Genomic DNA, 19,409 nt, shown 5'->3' on the forward strand with positions numbered 1-19,409 from the left:
GGTTTAGTTTTGATTTCTGTTATTCTGGGTTTTCTGACCAATATTTTACCGCCTTCACTGCCCGGCTCCATTCTTTCAAATTGTTCGCCAGCTTAGATGATTTCGTCGGCGCAATCAATTTGTCCTCTTTCCAAAGTGCTTCAATCTCCTTCACATCTTTCCAAAAACCAACAGCAAGACCAGCAAGGAATGCGGCACCCATGGCAGTCGTTTCGGTTATTTGTGGACGCACGACCTGCGTTTTTAAAATGTCGGCTTGAAACTGCATCAAGAAGTTGTTTTGTGTTGCTCCACCGTCCACCCGCAGTTCTTTGATCTTCGCACCGGCATCTGATTCCATAGCTTTCAGAATGTCGTAGGTTTGATATGCAATACTCTCTAAAGCAGCGCGTGCGATATGCGCATCTGAAGTTCCTCTTGATATGCCAAACAAGGTTCCGCGTGCATTCGCATCCCAATGTGGTGCACCCAATCCAGCAAAAGCTGGAACCAGATAAACCCCCTCGGTGCTGTCTACGCTGGTCGCTAAAGCTTCCACATCGCTGGATTTCTTAATTATCTTCAACTCATCGCGTAGCCATTGAACAACAGCCCCTCCGATAAATACAGAGCCTTCCAAAGCATACACGACCTCGTTACCAATCTTCCATCCAATCGTCGTCACCAACTTATTCTTCGATTTAACAGGTTTATTCCCCACGTTCATCAGTAAGAAACAACCCGTTCCATAGGTATTCTTGGCCATCCCTTTCTTTAAACACATCTGTCCGAACAAAGCGGCTTGCTGATCGCCTGCGATTCCTGCAATAGGGATCTGCCGACTACCTAGTTCGCCCGAAGTTTCGCCATAGATTTCCGACGAGCTCTTAACTTCCGGAAGCATGCTCGCGGGGATGTCAAAAAGCTTCAATAGATCCTTGTCCCAGGACAAGCTGTTGATATTGTATAACATGCTGCGTGAAGCATTCGTCACGTCGGTGACATGTGTTTTGCCATTTGTAAGATTCCAGATTAGCCAGGCGTCAACTGTACCGAAGGCTAGTTCGCCTTTCTCGGCCAGTTTGCGTGCTCCTTTCACATGGTCCAAGATCCACTTAATCTTAGTTGCCGAAAAGTACGAATCAATCAATAGGCCCGTTTTTTCCTGCACTTCATCCAAATGCCCCTCTTTGATCAGTTGAGCACAATATTCCGCTGTTCTTCGGTCTTGCCATACTATGGCATTATAGATCGGCGCACCGGTACGCCGATTCCATACAATGGTAGTCTCGCGTTGATTAGTGATGCCTATCCCTTTGATGGAATCTAGTTTAGTCTTTGATTTTGCTAATACCTCCGTGAATACAGCAAGTTGGCTCGACCATATCTCCTGCGGATCATGCTCAACCCAGCCTGACTTCGGATAGATTTGTTGGAATTCCTTCTGTGAGATATTGACGATTTCGCCCTTTTTATTGAATAGTATTGCACGAGAACTGGTCGTGCCTTGGTCTAAAGCTATAATATATTCCTTCATCAATAATATATTTATAAGTGGTTGTTTTATAAAAGGTAATTGTTTGCTAGTTCATTGAAGAGTTTAATCTGATTGTCGCGCCAGTCTATTGATTTTCCCAATTCCTGAGCCATCAAGTCCGCCACGACAGGAGCCGCTCTTTTTGCAGCCTTCGCATCGAGTAGTAAGAGCCTACTACGACGTGCGAGAAAATCTTCGACTTGCCGAACCAGCTCATGACGACAGGCCCATACGACCTCCGCTTTCGTATAATCATATTCCGGAACTAGTAGCTCTTTTAAGCGCTCATCTTCTTGCATCAAAGCTTGAATATGATGATAGTCTATTCCATAATAGGTCCAATGTCCAGCTTGCACCTGATTAGTGGATCCATGAATAGGAAGGTTCATCGTTTTGCACGCAATATGCGGTAGTTCTCCAACTTTAATTGCAGCATCAACCGTATCCTGTGCCATCTTCCTGTAGGTGGTCCATTTCCCCCCGGTAATTGTAATGAGGTTCGACTCGCTAACCAATAGCTTGTGGTCGCGTGATATCTCTTTTGTACTGCCCGTATCGTTGTCCTTTGGCGCTGCTAATGGACGTAAACCCGCATAGATGCTTAAAATATCATTGCGCGTAGGGTAGGGATTCAAGTAAGACTTGGCGGTTGCCAGAATAAATTCGATCTCGTCCTCCATAGGTCGAGGCTCAATCTGATGTGTGTTGATAGGAATATCCGTAGTGCCTAAAAGCACCTTATCATGCCAAGGCACCCCAAAGAGCACCCGTCCATCACTTGTTTCCGGAATCATCAGCGCGTCATATCCATCTAGAAACTTCCTGTCAATCACAATATGCGAACCCTGACTAGGGCGAACCAAATTCTTATGCGTCGCGGTATCGAGTTTTAAAATATCGTCTACGAAAATTCCAGTGGCGTTGATAACTGTTTTAGAAACAACTTTATAGGTCGTTCCATCTTCTCTGTCGATAAAGGTAACGCCAGATACTTTACCATGTTGATCTTTATCGATTCCAACGGCGTCCATGTAGTTCAGCACCGTTGCACCATGGTTAATTGCGGTTTGCGCTAAATTGACTGCCAAACGCGCATCATCAAATTGACCATCGTAGTATAGAATTCCTCCTGTCAAACCATCTTGCTTGATATGAGGCAGTTTTTCGACAACTTCTTTTTTAGATAGCAAAACTGATTTGCCGATTCGTAAACTTCCCGCTAACCAATCGTATAGTTTCAAGCCAACCAGATATTTTAGTTTATCGAATGTGGAATAGAGTGGAATAACAAAGGATTGTGCCGAAGAAACATGGGGCGCATTCTTAAAAATAAGGCCTCTTTCTTTTAGGGCACCGATAACGAGTTTGATATCGCCGTTCGCCAGATAACGGACGCCACCGTGGACCAGCTTTGTACTCTTGCTGGAAGTCCCCTTAGCGAAGTCATATTTCTCGATTAGGAGAACCTTGAAGCCGCGACTTGCCGCATCAACTGCCGTACCAAGTCCGGTTGCTCCACCGCCAATGATGACGAGATCCCATAATGCTGTCTGTTTTATCTTTTCAAGTTGGTTCTTTCTTGCAGTTTCGAATTGCATGAGATTGATTTTTATCTAAATGTAAGCATTTTCAAAATGAAATACAGGACTCCTTACCAAATATGACCTACATAAATCCACTCATAACCCTTACTAACCCAAATCAAAGCCCTTTCATAACCCAATCAAACCCGCTCCAGAAGGGCTTTGATTTGGGAATGAATAGGGAATAGAAAAAGATCGATTTATCGAAGGTCTGAAGCTTAGGTTATCAAATGTTTAATGAATTGGTTTATTTATTCGTAATATTTTATTTACGCAACCGATTGTTTTATTAAATTTGTTTTCATCAACCTTAACGTGTCCTAAAATAATATTGTTTTGGCATGTTTGAATAAGTCAAAACTGAAAAGTTTTTATAATCTTGTAACTTAATCTATTTATAAAGTTTTTATGATTGGATGGCTATTAACCTAAATGATAAATCTACCTAATACACTTGTCTTTTTTAGGGAAATAGTGATTTAAGCTATGGAACCATAAACATTATGAAAGAAAACAATAATTCTTCTAGACGCGATTTTATCAAGAAATCGTTGATCGGGGCAGCTGCTTTCACCATCGTGCCGAGATTTGTACTTGGAAAAGGATATTTAGCCCCTAGTGACCATTTAACAAAGGGTGTTATTGGTGTTGGATCAATGGGGCGTGGACACTTCAATTATGCGGGTACTAAGACCGTTGCTATTTGTGATGTGGATACACGCCATTTAGCTATAGCGCAGAAGGCTCTTGGGGGCGGTGTGAAAGAGCACCATGATTTCAGAGATTTGATCAACAATCCGGAGGTGGATATTGTACATATTGCTACACCACCGCACTGGCATGGATTGATGGCTGTTGAAGCTGCGCGTTCTGGAAAGGATATCTGGTGTGAGAAGCCAATGACCAGAACAATCGGTGAAGGTAAAAAAGTAAAAGAGGCTGTTGCACAGCATGGTAATATTTTTAGGTTGAATACTTGGTTCCGTTTTGATGCGAACTTCTATGGAATGAATGTTCCGGTGAAGAAGATCAAAAAATTAGTGGATACAGGGATGTTGGGATGGCCGCTGAAAGTGACGATATCTAAGCATACGGGTTTTGATTGGAAGTTCTACTGGGTTGGCAAGGAGAACTTGCCTGTACAACAGGTGCCAAAAGAGTTAGACTACGAGATGTGGTTAGGTCCTGCACCGTATAAACCGTATAGTGCACACCGCACGCACTTGACTTTTAGGGGTTATTGGGATTATGATGGTGGTGGTCTTGGCGATATGGGGCAGCATTATCTAGATCCTGTACAATATTTCTTAGGCAAAGACCAGGAAAGTCCGGTTTCTATCGAGGTTGATGCTCCGCAACAGCATTCGGATGCTGTTGGTACTTGGCGTAAAATTACCTATACCTATGCGGACGGTTGCCAGATTATCTTAGATGGTGCCGGTACAGAGGTGGGTAAGGCTTATATCGAAGGACCGAACGGTAAGTTATTCCGTGGGTTTGTGTCGGATATTCCAGATTTGGAGCGCAAATTAGCGCAGTATCCTGAGCCTGCTCCACAGGTTACCGATTTTGTTGAAGCGGTTCGTACGCGTCAGAAATTTGCTTTGAACGAGCAAAATGGTTATTACTCATGTACGCTAGTGAACTTAGGTCTTGCGGCATTGCGTTTGAACAGAAACTTGAAATTCGATTCGGAAAAGCAAGAATTTGTGAACGACGATGCAGCAAACAGATTAATCAATCAACCAATGAGAGGTCCTTGGACATTTTAATTCCCTAGAAAAATCATGAAGAAAGTATTTAATACGATAACCGCTTTACTATTTATACAAGTTGCTGCTTATGCGCAACAACCTGCAAATAGAACATCAGCAACAAAGATTGCCGATGTTTTAGCCCAACAGCCTGCCGAGGAGCAGTCTAAGTTTATTTCAGCGATGAAAGAACTTGAGGGATTCACGGCTGAGGATGTTTCCAAATTATTATTAGGTTTAAAACCACAGGGTGGCAATAACGCTCCGATTGAATACGCGACCAATTCTTACGCATTCTATGTGATGCAGCCAGGATTTGAAAATCAACGTGCTACCTATGTACAGGGATTGTTATCGGCACTTGATAATCTGCAAGACGCCAATAACAAAGGCTATGTCTTAGAATTATTGAAGTTCTGTGCTAAGAATGACGCGATTGCTAAAGTAGCTCCCTATCTTTCTGACGAGTATTTGGCAGAGAAAGCGGCACGCGTTTTAAATGCGATCCGTACGCCAGAGGCTGCGGCAGCGTTGAATACAGCATTAGCATCATCTGCTACGGAAAAGACCGCTACAGCGATTATCGCTGCTTTAGGCGATCTAAAATCTAATGAAGCAGAAGCAAAGATCATCGAATTGATCGGTAAATATCCATCGGAGAATTTCCAATGGAACGGTTTAACGGCCTTGAGTAAAATCGGTGGTGCACAATCTTCAGCATTATTTTTGGATAAGGCAAAAGCATTGAACTACCAATACGATAAAACGAATGCGTCGAGCTTAGCGATTGACTACGCGAAGCAATTGGCGAAGAAGGATGAGGCTGCAGCGAGCAAGTTCGCGACTACCTTGTTCAATAATGCGGCTAAAGCGAAGGGCTCAGCGGTTCAGGTTGGCGCGTTAGAAGTGTTGACCGATATCGACCCTCAAAAACAGAAAAAAGAATTATTGAAGCTTGCTTCCAGTGACGATAAAGTATTGCGCAATGTTGCCCTAGGTTTATTAGCCGATAATGCCTCTGCTTCTGACCTGTTAAAGTTGGCTAGTTCGATGCGTAAGCTAGATCGAGATGCACAGGAAAGTGTGTTGAACTTTTTAGCGACAAAGGATGCAGCGGGTTCTGTAGGTTTGATTGAAAAAGGCTTTCCGAAGCTGAAAGACGAGGAAGCAAAAATCGCAGCTTACCATGCGCTTTCTGTTTTATCAAAAGGTTCAAACGTTCCATTCCTAATCAAACAAATCCCGAGTGCGTCTAAGAATGAGTTGAAGACCATTAAAACGATGTTGTTGTCAGCAAAAGATGCAGGGACTATTGATTTAGTGAATGCTGCGCTTCCAAGTGCAGACGAGAAGACGCAATTGCTTCTATTGGAAGTTTTAGCACAACGCATGAATTTGAATTCGGCTTCTGTGGTATTGCCATTAACAAAGTCTAGCGATAAAGCAGTTCGCGCGGCAGCGTTCAAAGCATTGCCAAATGTGGTCAACAATTCGGATTTCGAATCGGTCATCGCTTTGGTAAACGATGCAGAAGGAGCGGACTTAGTGAGCGCACAGCAAGCGGCTATCTTGGCTTTGCAAGCAAGTGCGGATAAGGATGCAAAGATTCAACGTTTAGCGGCGAATATTTCTCGTTCTTCGGCGCCTTCGGCAGCGAAATACTTCCCGATTTTCGCGGGAGTGGGTGGTGCTGACGCTTTGAAAGCTGTAGAAAACTACGTGAATAATCCAGGCTTGAAAGCTGCATCGATTGATGCATTATCAAAATGGAATAATGAAGAGGCACTTCCGGCCTTGATCAAATTGGCGAGAACAGAAAAAGACCCTGCCTTATTCAATACGATTTTTACTGGATTGATCAAGCAATTGAATGCAAGCAAACAATCCGCTGAGCAAAAGACATTGACTTTACGTGATGCATTTGCATTAGCGCAAACTGCAAAACAAAAGCAGTCTGCTTTGAGCAGCATGCAAGCTACCAATACTTACCAAGCGATGATGTTTGCTAGTCGTTATATGAACGATCCTGAATTGAAAGGAACGGCTTCTAACGTGGCGATGAACATTGCGATGGATAATAAAGAATATGTTGGTTCTGACGTTCGTGGCATTTTACAACAAGCAGCAGATAATCTTTCGGGTAGCGAGAGTTCGTATTTAAGAGAAGCAATCGTTCGCCATCTATCCGAAATGCCAGCAGAGCAAGGCTATGTTTCGATCTTTAACGGTAAGGACCTTACAGGATGGAAAGGCTTAGTGGAAAACCCAATTAAACGCGCGGCAATGTCGAAAGCAGAGTTGGAGAAAAAGCAAGCTGTTGCTGATCAGAAGATGCGTGAAAACTGGAAAGCCATTGATGGTGATTTAGTGTTCAGCGGACATGGTGATAACATCGCGACTGTAAAACAATACGGTGATTTTGAGATGTTAGTAGACTGGAAATTAGACCCTCAGGGTAAAGAGCCTGATGCAGGTGTTTACTTGAGAGGAACTCCACAGGTTCAGATTTGGGATATCTCGCGTACAAACGTAGGTGCTCAAGTAGGTTCCGGCGGTTTATATAACAATACGAAGAATCCGAAGAACCCATTGAAAGTTGCGGACAGCGCGCTAGGCGAATGGAATACCTTCAAGATCAAAATGGTCGGAGAGAAAGTTTCTGTTTGGTTGAACGGCGAGTTGGTGGTGGATAACGTAACGTTAGAAAACTACTGGGATCGCAATCAATCAATTTTCCCAACCGAGCAAATTGAGTTGCAAGCGCATGGATCACGCGTATGGTATCGCGATATCTACGTGAAAGAGATTCCTCGTTTGGAAGTATATAAATTGAGCGATGCGGAAAAGAAGGAAGGTTTCGAAATGTTGTTCGACGGAACAAACATGGATAAATGGACAAGCTCTGCTGCGTACGAAATTACGAAAGAAGGATATATCCGATCGAATCCGGTTGCGAAGTTCGGCAAGAACATCTATACGAAAGATCAATATGGTGACTTTGTTTACCGCTTTGAGTTTAAATTAACACCTGGAGCTAATAACGGTATTGGTATCCGCACGCCGATCGATGGTGATGCTGCTTATGCCGGTATGGAAATCCAAGTGCTGGATGACGGCGCTGAGGTTTACAAAGACTTGAAAGAATACCAATATCATGGATCTGTTTACGGCATTATTGCTGCGAAACGTGGTGCTTTGAAACCTGTTGGCGAATGGAATACCGAAGAAATCCGTATTCAAGGCAACAAAATTAAGGTTACTGTGAATGGTAAAGTCATTGTTGATGGCGACCTGAAGGAGGCAACTAAAAATGGTACTGCCGATAAGAAGAGCCATCCAGGGTTGGAAAATAAATTAGGACACATCGGCTTCTTAGGCCATGGCACTGAGGTATTCTTCCGAAATATTAGAGTAAAGAGATTGTAAGTAAATTAGGCTTTATTTACGAGAGAGGCGGTTGAGAGACCGCCTCTTTGTTTTTGTATAGGGTATTGGTTATATTTAGTTCGTAAAACCAATTATTTGTTATGAGTTACAATAAGATACAACTGCTGCTGATCTCTGTCTTCGCACTGTTGACATCAATCTATTTTTTTCTCGGAAATGAGGTCATCCATAAGATCATCGGCGCAATCTGCCTATTAATTTTATTGGGATTGAATGGTTACTATTATTTTAACTCTACAGGATGGCTGAATAGGAAAAAGTGAAATTAGATATTAGAGGTGAGATATTAGACATTAGAGCGTGGCGGTAGTCTTTGAATACCATGAAAAGAAGTATTAAAGGATTGACAGCTTTTTTTGTCTTTGAACCAAGAAAGGAAGGATTTAGGGATTATCAAGATCGGGCGTGTTGTCTTGAACCAGGAAAGGAAGGATATTAAGATATGCAGGATCCTGTTCATCTTTATATCCTTCCTTTCCTGGTTCAAGACTATTTTTGCGTTTCTACATCGAAAGGCATGTTCTAATATTTTACATTGAAAGCCATGCTCTAATATCTCAAATCTTATATCTAAAATCTATATTAAGCTACATCCCTCAAATCCACCGCTACTACTCTTGATACACCTTGCTCAACCATGGTTACACCGTAGATGATATCGGTGCTTGCGATCGTGCGTTTGTTGTGAGATACCACAATAAACTGCGATTGGTTGGAGAATTCGCGGATGATATTATTGAATTTATCAATGTTAGTATCATCTAACGGAGCGTCTACCTCATCGAAGATACAGAACGGTGCTGGCTTCAAAAGGTAAAGCGAAAACAATAGGGCAGTGGAGGTCAGTGTTTTTTCACCACCGGAGAGCTGATTGATCGACAATGGGCGTTTTCCTTTCGGTCTTGCGATAATATCGATATCAGACTCTAATGGGTTGTTAGGATCGCTTAATACGATATCACAGGAGTCTTCCTCATTAAATAGCGAACGGAATACTTTCACGAAGTTTTCTCGTACGGTCGTGAATGCGTACATGAATTTATCGTTTGCAGATTGGTCGATCTCCGAGATCGTGCTCAGTAAGGATGCTTTAGCATCCATGAGGTCGGTTTTCTCTTTGTCGATAAAGCCATGTCGTTCGAACATCTCATCATAGGCTTCTTTTGCCATCGGGTTGATCGTACCGTAATCGTCCAGTTGCTTTTTCAGTTTATTACATTTAGTATGCAGCTCTTCAAATGGAAGACGATCTTCCGGAACTTCCTGTTCCAATAAATCTTGCAACTCAATATTGAACTCTACAGATAGACGCTCTTTAAGCGCATTTAGCTCGATTTGAAGTGACGTTTTCTTGTCTTTATACTCGTTGATGATGGTGTCGGAAATGTCTTTGTTGCGGCGCAGCTGTCCGATACTTTCCTCCAGATCATTGATCTCTTGGCGACTCGCATAGAAATCATCTTCAATTTCCTTCAGACCTTTTTCATACAGTTCCTTTTGCTCATACATCGCAGCCAGATCAATCTCATCCTTTGTGCCCGTGTTGACAGATTCTATAATCTCTTTCTTTACTTGATCGAACTCCTGACTGTTCTTTTCAATACGTTCAAGCAAGCTGTCCTTTTGATGCTCACGGTATTCTAAGTCTTTCAGTAGCGTAGAAACTTTACTTTGCTGCTGATGGAATTTGATATTCGCATTGTTAAAAATCGCTGATCTCTCCGTCAGGATTTCAGAAATGTCTTGATATTGCTGTTGTAGGAGTACTAATTCATCTTGATTAGTTGAAGCCTTTAATTTGAAATCCTGCAGTTCAGGTTCTGCTTTCTCAAGCTCGACAAGAATAGATGCGATCTTGGTTTCAATATCCTGTTTTCTATTCTGGCTGTTATTGATGAACGTTTGGTATTGTTCCTGTTTCGTTTTGACAGATACCAGCTCATTTGTCAGGCGGTTTAGTTGCACACGTTGTTCTTCGATAAAGACACGTTGAGAACCTCCTTTCAAGCGGATAAGTTTCTCGTTTTCTACACGCAGGTTTTCTTGTAGCTCCAGAATACGCTGATTTAGCGTTTGGATCTCCTTGGCAAGGATTTCTAAATTCTTCGCACGTCCGATACGCTTACCTTCGAATAATCCTACAGAACCTCCAGAAAGGCCTAGCTTGGTTTTGGAGAACTTACCATCTTTATGAAGAATGGTGATATTGTCTGTCGGTAAATCGGATTCCAGAATGATGTCATCTTCTGATTTAAGAAGATAAACGCCGTCGAGCAGGATAGTACATAGGGTCTTGAACTTATCATCTACCGATATGACATCCATTGCAGATATTAAGCGACTGTCATGATTGTTAACCTGTTCTGCCGCAGGAAGCTGTTTTACGGCTTCTAGGATAAAGAAATTAGCTCGTCCGCGTGATGAGTCACTTAGGAGGTTAATTGCTTTTACAGCATCCTCTTTCAGGTCCACGACATAGTGGTTCATGATTGGCTCAAGGAAGTTCTCGATAGCCACACGGTAATCTTCTTTACAGAAGAGGATATCCGAAAATAGGGGATATTGCTTTTTCCAGCCGGCATTCTTACGTAAGAAGCGAATGGACTCAGGAAACCCTTCGAGATTATCGACAAGGGATTTCGTTAGGTTGTATTCGTTTTGTTTGGCATCGACAACGCGAGACTCTCTATTGAGTTCGCTGGTAAATTGACGGATATTATCTTCCGTTTCTTCAATTTGTTGCTGCAATTGCTCTTCTGTATGAAGCGCTGCGTCAAACTGCTCTTGTTGGATATTGACACGTTCTTCCAATTCGGCAACTACAAGACTGAATTGATTGAGTTCCGCCTCTTTTGCGATTGCGTCATTAGCCGTACGTAGGGATTCTTGCTCTAAGGCATCTTTTTGGATACCTAAAACGGCAATATCTTTTTCTAAACGGTATATGTTGTTCTGAAGTTCGGCGTTGTCCTTCGTAAAACTGTCAAGTTTTCCTTTTGCAGATTGTTGTTGTCCACGCAGTTCTTCGACCTCTAGTTTATTGTTTTCCAGGTCTTGCTTGATGTCATCGAGCTTGTTCTGCTCTTCGAATAACTCCTCGTTCAAGCGTTTTACGCTATATTCTATTTGAGTTAGCTGTTGCTTATCAGTTGCAATATCATTATTTAAACGAGTTTCCTTTTCTTGCAGATGGATCATCTTGGCATTCTTCAGCTTTTCATCTGATTCTAATGCGCGGATCTTGTTGATATACTCGTGAGTAACCTTTTGCTGTGTTGCTAGATTTTTCTCTTTGGCAAGGATGTCGTTCTTCTGGGTCTGTAAAACCGTTTCTTTGGATGCAATCTGTGCGACAGTTTCCTGTAGCTGCTCCTTCTGTTGGTTTTCTTGCTCTTGGATGCGCTCTAGATCAGTGTGGAAGTTCTCCAAACGATAGTAGGCTAATCCGATACTCGCTTCGCGATATTCTTCCTTTAGTGTAAAGTACTTGTCGGCTTTCTTCGCTTGGTTTTCTAAAGACTTCAGGTTCTTATTGATCTCGAACATCAAGTCATCGACACGTGAGAGGTCAGCTTCTGTATCCTTAAGCTTGGCTAAGGTCTGTTTTTTACGGACTTTATATTTTGATATACCCGAAGCTTCTTCGAAAAGGTTTCGGCGGGAATTATCTTTATTAGCGATGATTTCATCAATCATCTTCAATTCGATAATCGAGTAGGTGTCAGCACCAACACCGGTATCGAGGAATAGATCGGTAATATCTTTCAAACGACATTTAACATCGTTTAAGCGATATTCACTTTCTCCGGTGCGGAAAAGTTTTCTTGTAATGGTTACCGTCGTAAATTCCGTCGGCAAAATACTTTTAGTATTGTCGAAGGTTAAAGATACTTCGGCAAGATTCGCAGCCTTACGGTTCTTGGTGCCATTGAAGATAATATTCTCCATCTTCTCGGAACGCAATGTACGCGTACTTTGTTCACCTAACACCCAACGTATGGCATCAACAACATTAGATTTGCCACATCCATTTGGCCCTACAATGGCCGTTACGCCTTCATTGAAGTTGATTACAACCTTGTCACCAAAACTCTTAAATCCTTTGATTTCTAACTTCGTTAACTGCATCTAAAGTGTTTTCCGTATAAAAAAATATCCTGCGAAAATAGTGAATTTCGCTCATTGTTGAAAGTATCGCATATTCCTGATTCCTAAGTGGTCAGGATTTTTTCAAAATAAACAAAATGTGGCGAGCCATCAATCTGTATCTTGAAAATACCTTTGCCTCCGCGAAGATAAGCGGCGATTGCGGTAACCGCCCAGGCATCGGCCTCGGATGCTGGCCATTGTGCTTGGGTCAGCATGCCATAATTGAAAAAGTCACCGTAGTTTTTAATAACCTCAAGTTCCTCTCTCTCGGAGGGTGCTATTTCCGGATTATCCCAACGCCAGGTCCATAACCCATTATCCTCATTCAAAGCGCCTACCGCTTGATATGCTACTTTCAAGACTTCTATGCGATCTTTGATGAAACTAATGTTGGATTTGTCAGCGTCTAAACTGTATTGATCGTAAGCACCGAAGGAAAAGTCCTCCGTTAGGATCTCATGCTGATCGGTGACAAATTCATGTGCTTTTTTATGCAACACGCGGAAGGACTCGTCGACTTGTGGTTTAGATAGGTTCATGTTTTTTGTTTACAATAGCGTAAAAATAAGAAAAGCCCATAAAATATGGGCCTTCCAAATTATGGATGTATTGTAAAGCTGCCTTATTCTGCCGGTAAATACCCTATATAAAGTGGTTTTTCCGAGTCTCCTTTTGTTCCCATCAGGGCAAAGGTATAATATAAACCTTTTTTGAAAACGATGTCTTCTCGCTCTGCAACGATGTTTCCTTGCTCGTCTTTTGCAGTAACTTTAAAAGTCCCTGTATTGATTGGGCGGAATATCTGTGCTTCTGACACCGTGTTTTTATTTTCCTGTACGCGATCTTTAAATGCTGCTACCTCTTGATCTCCAATTTGGAATGTAACTTTTGCTACGCCATTTCCAAGTTGAACAAAGCGTGCTGCTGCTTTTTCGCCTAAGTTTTCAACTGGCGAATCAGTTGTTCTGATGAACTTTGGTTTTCCTACCGCACCATATACAAAACCTGTATAGAAAGTAGAATCTGCGTAGTTCATTGTGGTATCAATCAACATCTTATTTTCCAAACGGCTCATCACTTCCAATCGCTTGCTTCCGGGGAAGGCGCGAAATGACGTATAAGTCTTATATGGAAAGCTCACATTATTGATTATACGACCGTCCATTTGGTAATAGACATCTGATGCGTCTGGGTATGAGTTCAATAAGGTTACTATTGCCTGTGGCGTTGGTTGTGCATCATCTTTCAAACAGCTGCTCATTGTAAAGATGGCTAACACTATCACGATTAAAAAATGCGTCTTTTTCATGTTTTTCATATTATTCTCCTGTCAATCATTTTTTGAACGTTCAACAACAATACGGAAGCGTCAATCATTACGCTACAATGAAATGAAAAAAAAATTAAATAGCTTTTCTATCAACTAGTTGATAATTAGTTTTGATGGCTTGTAAAAAACGGTCTAATCCCATCTTTTGAATACTTACAATCTCGGATTGATAGATCGGGATTAACTGAACCAACTGAATGCCTTTGGACTTTTTGCTGTCGTAGATCAGACTATTGGCGTCAAGAAACTGAACTTCTGCGACAATAAAGGCATTCATATCAGAATCTGGGCTTATTTGCTGTCCAATCTTAATTATTTCACCTTTTCTGAAAGGGCAATCCGTCCTTAGTTGATTTGCAAGATAACCAACAATATGAACCCAGTTCATTTCATTCGATACAACCTGTAAGCACAGTTCCACTTGCTGTAATCGCTCGGGATGGCTTGCGAAGGAGACGCCATAGGAAAATGCGGTTATCAATCGTTCTTCGGGCTGAGGAAAGGCGAAAGTGTAAACAAAAGGCAACTTTTTTTTTGCACTCTTTTCCCGGTAAATCTGAGCTTTCGACTGCATTCGTTCTTCGATGGATTGTCTATAGCGCTCAATAGGAGATTTTAAAAAGTCGGGTTTCTTTAAAAGCATGCTCTTCAGTCTTGTTTACAAGCAAATTTAGGGTTTTATGTAATAATTGCAGTTTTAGCTGTCAAAATGACTTAAAAAACACAATGGAATGCCTATTGATGTGTACTAAGGGAGAATATTTTTAATAAAAAACGATAAATCATATATAGCATATGCAAGAAGAAAAAGGTACAATTTCCATCCATACCGAGAATATTTTTCCGGTAATCAAGAAGTTTTTATACTCGGACAATGAGATCTTTTTACGTGAGTTAGTATCGAATGCAGTCGATGCATCTCAAAAAATTAAACGCTTAGGTTCCTTAGGTCAGTTTGCGGGCGAGGTAGGGGATTTAACAGTCGATGTGAAGTTTGACGAGGCAGCAAAAACGATTACGATCTCAGACCATGGTATCGGGATGACTGCCGAGGAGATTAAAAAGTATATTAACCAGATTGCTTTTTCGGGAGCAACGGAATTTATGGAGAAATTTAAAGAGGCGAATGATGCAAATGAGATCATTGGTCGCTTTGGATTAGGATTCTACTCTGCATTTATGGTTGCAGACCGCGTGGAGATCGAATCGTTGTCTTACCAGGAAGGTGCTGAACCGGCACACTGGACTTGTGATGGTAGTACAACATATGAGATTTCAACAGGAAGCAGAACTACCCGCGGAACGGATGTTATCCTTCATATCAACGAGGATTCTACCGAGTTCTTAAATAAATCAAGAATCCAAGAGATCTTAGATAAGTATGCCAAGTTTTTACCGATTCCAATTCGTTTCGGCACAAAGTCTACACAAGAACCTGACGGTGAAGACGAAGAAGGAAAACCAAAATACAAGACGGTTGAAGTCGATAATATTATCAATAATACCAATCCTGCTTGGACGAAATCGCCATCGGAGTTAACTGATCAGGACTATTTAGACTTCTATCGTGAGTTATATCCATATGCAATGGACGAGCCATTGTTCTGGATTCATTTAAACGTAGACTATCCGTTCAACTTGACCGGTATCTTATACTTCCCTAAGATTAAGAACGACTTAGAGATCCAACGCAATAAGATCAAGTTATACTCAAGACAGGTGTTTATTACCGACGAGGTAAAAGATATTGTTCCAGAGTTCTTAATGCTATTACACGGAGTGATTGACTCTCCGGATATTCCATTGAACGTATCGCGCTCCTTCCTACAGGCGGATAGCAATGTGAAAAAGATCAATAACTACATCACTAAGAAAGTTGCCGACAAGCTGCAAGAGATCTTTAAATCTGATCGCAAAGGCTTCGAAGAAAAATGGAACGACATCGGTCTGTTCATTAAATACGGTGTGTTGAGCGATGAGAAGTTCGCAGAGAAAGCTATTGATTTCTGTTTATTACAGGATACACAGGCTGCTTCTTACACGATTAAAGAATTCTATGAGAAAGTAAAGGATATCCAAGTTGACAAAAACGGAAATATCGTTTATCTCTATACCAATGATAAAGCACAGCAAGATGGTTTCATTGCTCCAGCCTTGGCAAAGGGATATGATGTATTAAATCTGGATGGACCATTAGATACACACTTTGCAGGATTTCTTGAGCAAAAAGGAGGGGAGAAGGTACAGCTAAAACGTGTGGATGCCGATATCATCGATAAGTTGATTGAAAAAGACGAGAAGATTGAGCTGAGTCTTTCGGAAGAGCAAAGTAAGAAGGTAAGTGAGACGTTTGAGAAAGCGATTTCTAGAGCTGATATGAAGGTAGAAGTGGATGCTTTAAATGAAAATGATCTTCCAGTGTCTGTGACATTAGACGAGTTTATGCGTCGAATGAAAGATATGGCAAAAACAGGCGGTGGTATGGGATTCTATGGTAATCTACCGGATAACTATAAAGTTACTGTTAATGGAAACCACCCACTCGTAAAACGTATCGTTGAATCCTCAGAAGAGGACGGCGAAAAGTTAGCGAAACAGGCTTTTGATTTAGCATTATTGTCAAGAGGTTTATTGACAGGAGCAGACTTAACCGCTTTCGTTAAACGCAGTGTTGAGATGATCTAATCGAAAGATTAAGTTTATATAGAATAGCCGCCTGTTTATCACGGGCGGCTATTTTTTTTGTTGAAGTGCAAGTTTTAAAAGCCGTTTAGAGGTAAAATCATTAGCGAGCTTATTTATTTTTTCGATTCTGGATATTTAAGTACCAGTTTTCACTGATTTTTCGAATTAAAAGTAACAATCGAAGTTTAGGTTCTATTGTTTTGTTTGTTAGAATGTCGGAAAATCTTATAGCGCGCCACGCTGGATTGTTTGGCGATACGTATTTTTCTGTAGTGAGGAACATTATTTTTCCCTGAAGCGTGTCGTACGCACTTTTAAAACCTTCCTTTTTGAAGTATTGAAGACGATTTTGTAGTGCTTCCAGGCTGTCTAAGAATGCTTTCTCTGACTTTGCCCCCGAAGTAATGCTAAAGTTTCTTTGTCGGTAGTAGTAAAGCTCCAGGTTAAGGAACTTAATGCTTTTGCACCTGTGCAAAACTTCATGGATGACAAATTCATCTTCATGTATTTTGCCGTTTGGAAAACGCAGGTTAGACCAAATATGGGCTTTGTAGAGCTTATTCCAAGAAACGATGCTATGGGGGTAATGAAATGTGTCTAATGTATTTAGCATTTCATTGTTAGAAAGATTCATTACATCATATCTGGGTAGGTCAGATTTTATGTTGATTGCTGTTCCATCCTCAAATTTCTCATATAAGCAGAAAATATAATCTGCATCAGATATATTAGAAATCAAATGCTCAAAGAATCTTGGATGAAGGACATCATCGCTATCGACGAAGGCAATCAGTTCTCCAGAAGCAACATCTAGTCCAGCGTTCCTAGCACTCGACAAACCTCCGTTTGGTTTGTCTACAATCTGAATCCGATCATCTTGCTCCTTATACCGCTTACAAATTTTGATGCAATTATCCGTTGACCCATCATTCACGAGAATAATTTCAAGTTCTTTATACGTTTGCGTTATTATAGAATCAAGACACTCTTCTAAATATGCTTCCACATTGTATATTGGCACAATAACGCTAATTTTACTCATACTCTTAATTAATTATTTATTTACGGAATTTATTTTTGCTTTTACTAGGTTGATAGCTTTATTACGAGTGGCTTTGTCGAAACGAAGGCCAATAGCGATAGCCAAAAGAATCATACCCAATAGAATTGTATTTAATAGGAAGCGAAGCCAGGAGTCTATTTCGAACAAATGTAACATCTTCCATCCATAGGAAACGGCAAGTAAAATCACAAAACATAGCAATCCAAACAGTAACTTTTTATAGAAAAAGCCGAGATCTAAGTTTAGGTACTTGGCTGCATAAATTGGGGTGAAAGTAAGATGGTTCAATAAGCCCACGATAAATCCGGCGGCCGGAATAGAATAGATGCCGAGATCTGTATTTTTATAGAGGACAATCACAGTAGTAAAATTCAAAATAGAAATAAAAATCCCCCAGATGGAAAGTAACTTAAGCTTGTTCGTTACAACGAATACATGATACACGGTTTCAATGCACCCGTGTACAATCATTGGCGTTAAGGTAAGAATGGAAATAATATACAGCGCTTTAAAGTCTTGATCGGGTAGCCAAAGTTGATAAAACTCTGTTCCATAAATATAAAATATGGCCATAGGGATCATCAGGATCAGAAAAATAAGCTTAAAAGAAAAGTTTAGGATGTCGAGCAATTTTTCCTTCTCATTCTTAGCGTACGCTTTAATCATTTCGGGCAGAAAGACCGGAACAATAATTCCCAATAGCAATTGTAACGCATTAGGAGCTAATTTAGTCAGCGATAATAAACCCATCGCCGAAGCATCGAAGAGTTTATTAGCAATTAACAAATCGATCTGTGAGTTGACAACGTTCGATAGTGCGCCAACCGAATTCCAAACGCCAGAAGATAACATGACTACTAAAGCCGCAGTAGAGAAATCCTTGAAATTTATTCGTACTTCCGGCATAATTTTCTTGGAAAAACGATAATTGGCAAATCCGAAATAAAAGGAAGTAAAGACAGTTACGACCCCTAAAAAATATATTTTTGGCACGAAAAAATAAAACAACGCGATGATTCCAACGAGCCGAATCATGTTGATAATGATGTTGTTAATTGCGAGTTTATCTAATCTGTTCACTGCAAATGCTAATGCAGAGAATGCGGTTGTCGAAATATTTGTTATCAAACCGATGAACATAAAGGCAAAAAGCAGTTTTACATCGGTTACTAGCGGAATAGGGATGTCAAGTATCCTATCCAGAAAGAGGCAACATAAACCGCCAACAATAAAGAAGAATATTGAAATCAAAAAGTTTCCAACCAAAACCGAGTTGAAATATACATTGACCTGTTTTAAGTCTTTTTGCTCAAGACTGATGGTAATGAATCTTGCCGACATGGAGTTTAATGCCGTAGTCAAGATTCCTGCATACATGATAAAGTTATTGGATAAAGAGAAAAAACCATATGACTCTTTTCCCAAGGCGGAGACAATATATGGAGTTAGGAAAAACGTTATTCCAACGCCCGAAAGCGCACTCAAGAAATTAGAAATTAGATTTATAAGGAAACGTTTTTTATCCATTCTAAAATTGAAATATTTTCTGCCAACATTTATTTTGTTGAATCCATTTTTTAACTACTTAATCGAGCTATATAAAAAGATAGACCAAAACTCGGGAATACCGTCTTAATTTTGTTGGGCAAAGATATCAGTTACTAAATTCCTTCTGATTGTACATTTATGCTAATGTAGTTAATCGGTGACAGTTATTTTAGAAGAATGAATATTTTACGTATTGCTTTTCTAATTTTTACCATGACAAATTCTTTTAAGGGATATTTTGTTCTTAACACTTTTTAACGACTTCGCCTTTAAACTCTAACACCCATTTTTTACTCTTATCCATACAAAGACAATAAAAAGTGTACCTGCAGGT

12 protein-coding genes are annotated in these 19,409 nt (G+C 40.7%); 4 read left to right on the forward strand and 8 right to left on the reverse strand.

The window, feature by feature from the left end; all coding sequences use genetic code 11:
* Positions 1-19: 19 nt before the first annotated feature.
* Together glpK and QYC40_RS05895 are read right to left on the reverse strand one after the other, a co-directional pair.
* Positions 20-1,516 (reverse strand): glycerol kinase GlpK, encoded by a 1,497-nt coding sequence (glpK, locus tag QYC40_RS05890; RefSeq protein ID WP_301992947.1) that lies wholly within the window; start codon positions 1,514-1,516, stop codon positions 20-22.
* A 26-nt stretch (positions 1,517-1,542) separates the two neighbouring features.
* On the reverse strand, positions 1,543-3,114 hold the full coding sequence (locus QYC40_RS05895; RefSeq protein ID WP_301992949.1) for a glycerol-3-phosphate dehydrogenase/oxidase: 1,572 nt from the start codon (positions 3,112-3,114) through the stop codon (positions 1,543-1,545).
* Between the two features lie 488 nt (positions 3,115-3,602).
* Between QYC40_RS05895 and QYC40_RS05900 the strand changes: the two genes are divergently transcribed.
* The 3 genes from QYC40_RS05900 to QYC40_RS05910 all read left to right on the forward strand — a co-directional run bounded on the left by QYC40_RS05900 (position 3,603) and on the right by QYC40_RS05910 (position 8,563).
* The gene (locus tag QYC40_RS05900) at positions 3,603-4,871 is read left to right on the forward strand and encodes a Gfo/Idh/MocA family oxidoreductase (protein ID WP_301992950.1); all 1,269 of its coding nucleotides are present in this window, start codon (positions 3,603-3,605) and stop codon (positions 4,869-4,871) included.
* 15 nt (positions 4,872-4,886) lie between these two features.
* Positions 4,887-8,279 carry a DUF1080 domain-containing protein gene (locus tag QYC40_RS05905; RefSeq protein WP_301992951.1) on the forward strand — a complete coding sequence of 1,131 codons (3,393 nt, stop codon included), beginning with the start codon at positions 4,887-4,889 and terminating at the stop codon, positions 8,277-8,279.
* 101 nt (positions 8,280-8,380) lie between these two features.
* Entirely contained in the window at positions 8,381-8,563 is a 183-nt protein-coding gene (locus QYC40_RS05910) for a hypothetical protein (RefSeq protein WP_301992952.1), read from the forward strand.
* Positions 8,564-8,882: 319 nt separating this feature from the next.
* Here QYC40_RS05910 and smc read toward each other — a convergent pair whose 3' ends face one another.
* The 4 genes from smc to QYC40_RS05930 all read right to left on the reverse strand — a co-directional run bounded on the left by smc (position 8,883) and on the right by QYC40_RS05930 (position 14,422).
* Complete coding sequence (gene smc / locus QYC40_RS05915) at positions 8,883-12,428, reverse strand: chromosome segregation protein SMC (RefSeq protein ID WP_301992953.1); 3,546 nt, start codon at positions 12,426-12,428, stop codon at positions 8,883-8,885.
* Between the two features lie 83 nt (positions 12,429-12,511).
* On the reverse strand, positions 12,512-12,988 hold the full coding sequence (locus QYC40_RS05920; RefSeq protein WP_301992954.1) for a DUF6882 domain-containing protein: 477 nt from the start codon (positions 12,986-12,988) through the stop codon (positions 12,512-12,514).
* 83 nt (positions 12,989-13,071) lie between these two features.
* The gene (locus QYC40_RS05925; protein ID WP_301992955.1) at positions 13,072-13,758 is read right to left on the reverse strand and encodes a hypothetical protein; all 687 of its coding nucleotides are present in this window, start codon (positions 13,756-13,758) and stop codon (positions 13,072-13,074) included.
* 94 nt (positions 13,759-13,852) lie between these two features.
* A complete protein-coding gene (locus QYC40_RS05930) occupies positions 13,853-14,422 on the reverse strand; it encodes a suppressor of fused domain protein (protein WP_301992956.1) in 570 nt (189 codons plus the stop codon).
* A 152-nt stretch (positions 14,423-14,574) separates the two neighbouring features.
* Between QYC40_RS05930 and htpG the strand changes: the two genes are divergently transcribed.
* Complete coding sequence (htpG, locus tag QYC40_RS05935; RefSeq protein ID WP_301992957.1) at positions 14,575-16,464, forward strand: molecular chaperone HtpG; 1,890 nt, start codon at positions 14,575-14,577, stop codon at positions 16,462-16,464.
* 109 nt (positions 16,465-16,573) lie between these two features.
* Here htpG and QYC40_RS05940 read toward each other — a convergent pair whose 3' ends face one another.
* Complete coding sequence (locus QYC40_RS05940) at positions 16,574-17,506, reverse strand: glycosyltransferase (protein ID WP_301992958.1); 933 nt, start codon at positions 17,504-17,506, stop codon at positions 16,574-16,576.
* A 12-nt stretch (positions 17,507-17,518) separates the two neighbouring features.
* On the reverse strand, positions 17,519-19,054 hold the full coding sequence (locus QYC40_RS05945; protein ID WP_301992959.1) for a lipopolysaccharide biosynthesis protein: 1,536 nt from the start codon (positions 19,052-19,054) through the stop codon (positions 17,519-17,521).
* Positions 19,055-19,409: the final 355 nt, after the last annotated feature.

Source organism: Sphingobacterium sp. BN32 (assembly GCF_030503615.1).
In the GTDB taxonomy this organism is placed as follows: Bacteria; Bacteroidota; Bacteroidia; order Sphingobacteriales; family Sphingobacteriaceae; genus Sphingobacterium.